This window comes from Kitasatospora sp. NPDC058492, assembly GCF_042720685.1.
Lineage (GTDB): Bacteria > Actinomycetota > Actinomycetes > Streptomycetales > Streptomycetaceae > Kitasatospora.
The window spans coordinates 69797-75871 of the sequence record NZ_JBHXMU010000048.1; the positions used below are offsets into that span (position 1 = coordinate 69797).

Sequence of the window (6075 nt, forward strand, 5' to 3'; positions counted from 1 at the left end):
AGCTGCCCCGTCCTGGCATGATCGGGGCATGGTCGAACGAGTCATTGCAGCGTGTGACGGAGCAGCCAAGGGCAACCCCGGTCCGGCGGCCTGGGCCTACGTGGTGGCGGACGCCGCCGGGGTGCCCCAGCGCTGGCAGGCCGGTCCGCTCGGGCACAGCACCAACAACGTGGGCGAGCTGACGGCGCTGGAGCAGCTGCTGGCGTCGACGGACCCGGCCGTCCCGCTGGAGGTCCGGCTCGACAGCACGTACACCCGCGACGCGGTGACCAAGTGGCTGGTCGGCTGGAAGCGCAACGGCTGGAAGACCGCCGCCGGCAAGCCCGTCGCCAACCGCGAGCTGATCCAGCACATCGACGAGCTGCTGACCGGGCGGGACGTCACCTTCGTGTACGTCCCCGCCCACCAGGTGAACGGCGACCCGCTGAACGCCATCGCCGACAAGGCCGCCAGCGACGCCGCCCGCCAGCAGCAGGCCGCGGGCGGAACCGCCGCCGACCTCCCGGAGCCGGACCCGGCCCGGACCACCCCGGCGCGGGCCGCCCGCCCGGCCTCCTCGTCGGTCTCCTCGTCGGCGGGTTCGTCGGCCGGCTCGTCCACGGCGAAGAAGCGCTCCTCGGGCGGTTCGCGGACCCTGGCCGCCCGCTTCCCCGGCACCTGCCCCTGCACCCGCTCCTACGCCAAGGGCGAGACCATCACCAAGGTGGGCAGCAGCTGGGGACACCCGGAGTGCGCAGGAGCCCACGCGTAGGTCCGGTCCGACGCCGGGCGGGCCGACACCGGCCCGCCCTGGTCGCACTCACCCCCGAGGTGGAGCCGGGTGGAGCCGGGTGGAGCCGGGTGGAGAAGCACTCCGGCGAATTCTCCACCCCCGCGCCGAGGCTGACGCCACCTCAGCAGTCCTAGCGTCGGACGCATGACCCGACCTACCGGCCGCACCACGGCCCGCGCCGGCGGCGCGCTGCTCACCGCCGCCCTCCTGCTCGCCGCACCACTCGCACCGACCGCCGTCGCGGCCCCGGCGGCCCAGTTCTCCTGGGGGCCCTGCCCCGCGCCGACCCCGAACGCCAACGGCGTGCCGTTCACCCGCGACCCGCGCCAGCAGTGCGCGACCCTGCGGGTGCCGCGGGACTACCGTGACCCGGACGCCGGCACGATCACCCTCACCGTCTCCCGGCTGCGCACCGCCGACCCCGCCCACCGGCGCGGCACCCTCGCCGTGGTGCCGGGCGGGCCGGGCGGCTCCGGACTCGACTACCCGGGCGAGATGGCGAAGCTGCTGCCGGCGGACGTCCTGCGCTCCTACGACCTGATCGGCTTCGATGAGCGGGGGGTGGGCAACAGCACCCCGGTCCACTGCGACCTGTCCGCCGCCGACCGGGACGCCCAGCTCAACTACCCCTTCCCCGGCCCCGACGGCTCGATCACCGCCAACCTCGACCAGGCCCGGCGGGTGGCCGACGGCTGCGCGGCCACGAGCGGCGGCTACCTGGCCGACGTGACCACGGCCAACTCGGCCCGCGACCTGGACCGGATCCGGGCCGCCCTGAGCCTGCCCCGGATCTCCTACCTGGGCAGCTCGTACGGCACCTACCTCGGCCAGGTCTACGCCACCCTCTTCCCCTCGCACACCGACCGCGTGGTGCTGGACAGCACGGTGCCGCCGGGCGGACTGGAGCAGGGGTTCAGGCTGTTCAGCGAAGGCTTCGCCGACTCCTTCCCGGCCCTGGCCCGCTTCGTCGCCGCCCAGGACGCCACCCTGCACCTCGGCGCCACCCCCGAGGCGGTCCGGGCGAGCTACCTGCGGCTGGCCGGCGAGGTCGACCGCGACCCGCTGCCGCTGTCGGGCGGCCGGCTGCTCACCGGCGGCGGCCTGCGCAGCGTCGTCTACGCCTCGCTGGTCAAGCCGAGCTACTACCCCCTCGGTGCGCGGGTCCTGCAACTGGCCGAGGAGCGCGACACGACTCCGGCCCAGGCCCAGGCCCAGGCCCAGGCCCAGGCCCAGGCCCCGGTTACGGCTACGGCTCCGATGCCGACGGGCGCGGGCACCGGCGGTTCGGGCGGCAACCCGCTGCCGCAGGTCATCCCCGACAACTTCCTCGCGGCCCAGTTCGCGGTGATCTGCGGCGACTCGGCCTGGCCCCGCGACCCGGCCGCCTACGCCGCCCGCACCGCCGCCGACCGGGCCCGCTACCCGCTCACCAACGGCATGAGCGGCAACGTCTGGCCGTGCGCCTTCTGGCACTACGGCCCGAAGGAACCGCCGGTCCGGGCCGACCCGGACGGCCCGCGCAACATCCTGATGCTGCAGAACCGGTACGACCCCGACACCACCTACAACGGCGCCCGGCAGACCCGGCGCGCCTTCGGGCACCGGGCGGCGATGGTCACCTTCGACACGACCGCGCACGGTGTGGACTTCACCGACCCCCGGGTGCTCGCGCCGTTCACCGCCTTCCTGCTCGGCGGTCGGCTCCCGAGCTGAGCGGTCGGCCGGTCGGGCCCCGACCCGGGCCCCGGCCGTACGTCCGTACCTCCGCTCAGGGCTGGGCGACCCCGCTGCGGGCGCCGTTCTCGGCCCGGACCGTGAGGGCGGCCGGCACGGACAGGCGTTCCTGGTGGTCCGGCGGGTAGAACTGCCGGGCCCAGTGCCGCAGGGCGCCGATCGGCCCGTCGCCCGGGGCGAGCCGGGCCGGCGGTGTCCGCCGAGGAGGCCGCCGCGACGACCCCGGCCGGGCGTCGCGGAAGTCCTAGCGATCCGCCGCTTCGACGGCGCTCAGCGGGGCCGCCAGGTCCTCCAGGCTGCGCCGTTCCGCCCGCACGCCGATCGCGGCCTCGACCAGCCCGGCGGCCGTCATCAGCGCCGCCCCGATGCAGAACGCGAGCGTGGTGTCGGAGACCTTCCCGCTGCTCACCAGGCCGTTGAAGAGCAGCGGGCCGCTGATGCCGCCGACCGCCGTGCCGACGGCGTAGAAGAAGGCGATGCACATCGCCCTGGTCTCCAGCGGGAAGATCTCGCTGACCGTCAGGTAGGCCGCACTCGCCCCCGCCGAGGCCAGGAACAGCACGGCCGTCCAGCAGGCCGTCATGCCGGCCGCGCTCAGCGCGCCCTGCTGGAACAGTGCGGCGGTGCCGAACAGCAGCACGCCGGAGCCGATGTACGTGCCGGCGATCATCGGCACCCGCCCGACCGAGTCGAAGAGGTGGCCCAGCAGCAGCGGGCCGAGGAAGTTGCCGACCGCGATGACCGCGAAGTAGTAGCCGGTGTCGCCCTCCGGCACGTCGAAGTAGAGGGTCAGGATGACGGCGTAGCCGAAGGTCACGGCGTTGTACAGGAACGCCTGCCCGATGAAGAGCGAGAGGCCGAGCACCGTGCGGCGCGGGTAGCGGCGGATCACGGTGCGGGCGATCGTGACGAAGCCGAGCGGGCCGCGCTCGCGGATCAGGATCGGCCGGTCGGTGACGGCCGGCAGTGGTCGGCCGGTCTCCCGCTCCACGACCCGCTCGGCCTCGGCCACCACCTCCTCGGCCTCCGGCGCCCGCCCGTGGGTGAACAGCCAGCGCGGGCTCTCCGGGACGTGCCGGCGGACCAGCAGGATCGCCAGGCCCAGCACGACACCGATCCCGAAGGCGAGCCGCCAGCCCACGTCGGTGGCGAACAGCGCGGTGTTCAGCAGCGCGACGGAGGCGAAGGCGCCGAGCGCGGCGCCGATCCAGAAGCTGCCGTTGATGATCAGGTCGACCCGGCCGCGCACCCGGGCCGGGATCAGCTCGTCGATCGCCGAGTTGATCGCCGCGTACTCGCCGCCGATGCCGAACCCGGTGAAGAAGCGGCAGAGGAAGAAGAACCAGGCCGTCCAGGACAGCGAGGTCACGGCGGTCGCCGCCAGGTAGACGGCGAGCGTCACCATGAACAGCTTCTTGCGCCCGAGCCGGTCGGTCAGCCAGCCGAAGAACAGTGCGCCGGCGCAGGCGCCCGCCACGTACACGGCGGCCGCGATCGTCGTCACCTGCGTCGTCGAGATGGCGATGCCGCTGCCGGGCTGCGCGAGCCTGGCCGCCATGTTGCCGACGATCGTCACCTCGAGGCCGTCCAGGATCCAGACGGTGCCCAGGCCGATCACGATCCGCCAGTGCCAGCGGGACCACGGCAGCCGGTCCAGCCGGGCCGGCACGTTGGTCTCGATGACCCCGGTTCCGGCGGACCCGGACCCGGCTTCGGCCCCGGGGGCCGTACCGCCGTGCGGGTTCCGCGCGGATGACTTCGCCGGATCGGCCATGCGGGGCTCCTTCGCTCGCCGTATCGAGACGCCCCGTCTGCCCGCTTTCCGCAGGATCGAACGCGGGCGCCCTCTTCGCTACGCTCGGTGAGCTTCGACGCTCCCTCCGTCATCATCCCCCGAGGGCGGAGGCGCCGCCCGGGGAGGCGTTCCTCCTGACGGGCGGCGGGCGGCGGCGACGGTGACGGACGGACCCGGCTGTGGAAGGCGTCCGGGCTACTGCTCGACGTACTTGCGCAGTACCTGCTGGTAGTCCGCGAACTCGGGCTCGGTGTGCAGCTTGGAGACGTCCTTCTTCAGGTAGACCATGCTGGGGCAGCTGGGTTTGGCGCTGCCCAGCAGATGCTCGGTGCCGACCTTCTTCCCCGTCCTGGCCTCGTACACGGTCACCTCGTACTTGCCGCGGTAGAGCTTGAGGGTGTCCGAGGTGAACTTGCAGTCGGTGAGGAACTCGCCCTCGTCGGGTGAGTCCAGGCAGGCGATCAGCTGGACGCGGTACGGGTCCAGGCGGGTCGCGCTCCAGTAGTCCGGCGAGCCGGCGGTGGGGGAGGCGGGGTGCGAGGAGCCGGACTCGCTGAGGGTGAACATCGCGACCGGGTGCGGCCCGGCGCCGGTGTGCTCGGCGGTCTTGGGGAAGTACTTGCGCGCGATGTTCGACGCGCAGCCGGCGTCGAGGTCGGAGAGCCGGCTGAGTGCCTTGTCGCTCGCCTTCGGCTCGAAGATCACCCAGTAGACGCCGTACCCGAGGACTCCGACCATCGCCAGCGCGACCACCCGTGCGGCGATCGTCCGTCCCTTGCGCTGGCCGGGTGTCAACTGCCGTGCGGCGCCGGTGGCGGCGCGCTTCCTGGTCGCCACGGCGTAGGCGATGAAGAGGATCGGGGACGCCGCCACGACGGCGAACAGCACGCCGATCGGGGCGTTTCCGCCATTGAACGCGATCATCGAGAAGACCACCGAGATCGCGGCGAGCAGGACTATCAGCTTGGCCATGAACATGCCCTCCCACAGGTCGACAGCAGCCGCGAGACTACCGCTGCCGGGGCGGGGCGCGGGCGCCTGCACCCGGTCCGGACGCGCCCCCGGGGCCCGCCGCCGTCGCCGCCCCGGTGTTCCGCCGCAATTCCACCCGCATTTCCGCACCATCGGTGATTTTCTTCCCGCCCCTTTCCGGAGCCCATGCGAAGTCGATTTCCGGGGGTGGTGGAGCCGGGGTCGAGAGGTGCTGGAAAGGGCTTTCCGGCGGGGGTGCGGTGTGTTGTGGTGGGGTGGTGGAGGAGCCGGGCCGCACCCCCGTGGCGGCCCGGCCCGGGCGGACAGCCGCTGGTGGGCGGCGTAGACGCTCGCGCATGGATGTGAGTGCGGTGGCTATGGTTCGCCGACTCGGGGTGGATTTGAATGGTGCCATGACGACGAACCGACCGGGCTCGCAGAGCGGTAGGGGCCCGCGGATCGCGTCGGACCTCCCGGGCGCCGCCGGCGCCTTCGGGGGGTCGGTTCCGTCAGTTTCCTCCGTCTCTCCGAATGAGGTGCTTGTGATGACTCGTCAGGGTGTTGTGGATCTTCCGGTCGGTGCTGGTGTGGTGCTGGTGGTGGGTGGGACGGGTAAGACCGGTCGGCGGGTGGCGGAGCGGTTGGCGGGGTTGGGGTACGGGGTGCGGGTGGGGTCGCGGTCGGGGGCGGTGGCGTTCGACTGGCACGACGAGGGGACGTGGGAGGCGGCGCTGGAGGGGGTGAGTGCGGCGTATCTGACGTACTACCCGGATCTGGCGTTTCCGGGGGCGGTGGAGGCGGT

4 protein-coding genes and 1 pseudogene are annotated in these 6075 nt (G+C 73.0%); 3 read left to right on the top strand and 2 right to left on the bottom strand.

The genetic code is table 11. The annotated features are described in order from the left end of the window. The first annotated feature begins 28 nt into the window (after positions 1 to 28). Together ACFWPI_RS27840 and ACFWPI_RS27845 are read left to right on the top strand one after the other, a co-directional pair. A complete protein-coding gene (locus ACFWPI_RS27840) occupies positions 29 to 751 on the top strand; it encodes a ribonuclease H (protein WP_380373739.1) in 723 nt (240 codons plus the stop codon). 165 nt (positions 752 to 916) lie between these two features. Further along, entirely contained in the window at positions 917 to 2485 is a 1569-nt protein-coding gene (locus ACFWPI_RS27845; protein WP_380373742.1) for an alpha/beta fold hydrolase, read from the top strand. 265 nt (positions 2486 to 2750) lie between these two features. On the opposite strand, the gene ACFWPI_RS27850 is transcribed toward ACFWPI_RS27845, so the two are convergent. Together ACFWPI_RS27850 and ACFWPI_RS27855 are read right to left on the bottom strand one after the other, a co-directional pair. Further along, a complete protein-coding gene (locus ACFWPI_RS27850) occupies positions 2751 to 4280 on the bottom strand; it encodes an MFS transporter (protein WP_380373745.1) in 1530 nt (509 codons plus the stop codon). 216 nt (positions 4281 to 4496) lie between these two features. After that, a complete protein-coding gene (locus ACFWPI_RS27855) occupies positions 4497 to 5273 on the bottom strand; it encodes a hypothetical protein (protein ID WP_380373748.1) in 777 nt (258 codons plus the stop codon). A gap of 413 nt (positions 5274 to 5686) precedes the next feature. Between ACFWPI_RS27855 and ACFWPI_RS27860 the strand changes: the two are divergent. After that, positions 5687 to 6075 (top strand): annotated as a pseudogene (locus tag ACFWPI_RS27860) (hypothetical protein); the annotation flags it as partial.